Below are 1286 nucleotides of genomic sequence, written 5' to 3'. Positions count from 1 at the left end.
TGAGGAACACCTCGATCCAGTAAATCTTGCGTGATGCTTTCCTCTGTTTCATCCCGTTCTAACCCAGAACTTATCGTCAACAATTCGCAGATGTAAAATTACACTGTGAACCCGTCGCTCCCCATTCCAACCAAAACTAATCAGCAAATAGGAATCCTGAGCCGCGATCGCCCTTAACTCAATATCCCCCTGACTCGGTTTATAACCTGCATAATCATTGATAATATCTTGGGCAATTCTTTGATATCGCTCTAACTTACTTAGTGAGTGATCCATTTAACAATCTCCTCCTGTTCTGGGTTAAAAACAAAAAAAGAAATTCCACGTTCTTTGATAAACACCTGAATCGACGGACGTTGGAAAAAGTTGAGGTAAGTTCGTTCAGGAATCGCCAGATAAAGAGCGCGATCTGGCTCCTGTTTGGCAATAAAAGTCAAATATAAATAGTATTGTCCAATCGCTCGCTCTAACTCGGTAACAGGTGAAGGTGTGCGAAATACTTTGATTTCTACAGCGATTTTTTGCTCACACCGTTGAGCCGCAATAATTTTTTCTGCCCCGAGATCAGCATAAACTGTCAAATCCTCAAATTCAATCGTCAATGGATCATGAGTAATTGTCCAGCCATCTTTAATCAGGGCAAATTTGACGACATCATGATAAACATCAAGGCGTGGCATCTAAAAAAAATAGCAAGTTTCAAGCTTCAGTGTACTAAAACATTATGCTGATCGCCTTTGGGGTATGGGTAAGGATTGCGATCGCTCTTCGAGTAGAGCTTACAGCAGATCGCACCTCTCTCTTTCCCCAGATACACAATCTCACCAGGAATAGAAGTGATTCCCCACCAAAGTTCGATGGAAGCCTATCCAGGAACGCATATAACCGCTCAAAAAACACCGTTTGACACCGCCAATTGAATAAAGGGCGACCCGATCAAATTAAGCGGACACCGTTGTTAATTAATGCAAGCGGGTCGCCCCTACAGCAGAATCAAAGGTGATAATCTCCCAGCGTGCGATCGCGCCTTCCCTTTCCCCAGATACACTATATCACCAGGAATCGAAGCTGTTTGATCGAAAGGTGTGATCGCGTTTGGGTATGGAGTCCGATTGCGATCGCACTTTCCCCTTTCCCCAGATATACCATGTCAAAAGGAATGGGAGTTCTTCAACGCTGAGGTGCGATCGCCTAAAATGGGATACACACCTGAAACACAAGGTACAAAAAAAATTCAATGACATCTGTATCTATTGAACTTCCAACAACTGCATTCTCTGCGCTTT

2 protein-coding genes are annotated in these 1286 nt (G+C 43.4%); both read right to left on the bottom strand.

The genetic code is table 11. The features are described from left to right. Positions 1 to 48 precede the first annotated feature (48 nt). A complete protein-coding gene (locus MC7420_RS34680; protein ID WP_006106666.1) occupies positions 49 to 276 on the bottom strand; it encodes an element excision factor XisI family protein in 228 nt (75 codons plus the stop codon). Continuing rightward, complete coding sequence (locus MC7420_RS34675; protein WP_006106664.1) at positions 261 to 680, bottom strand: element excision factor XisH family protein; 420 nt, start codon at positions 678 to 680, stop codon at positions 261 to 263. Before MC7420_RS34675 ends, MC7420_RS34680 begins: the two co-directional genes overlap by 16 nt. Positions 681 to 1286: the final 606 nt, after the last annotated feature.

The sequence above is a fragment of the Coleofasciculus chthonoplastes PCC 7420 genome, assembly GCF_000155555.1.
GTDB classification, from domain to species: Bacteria; Cyanobacteriota; Cyanobacteriia; order Cyanobacteriales; family Coleofasciculaceae; genus Coleofasciculus; species Coleofasciculus chthonoplastes_A.
The sequence above is the reverse complement of the archived record's forward strand: the minus strand, read 5'-3'. Positions and strand labels throughout refer to the sequence as shown.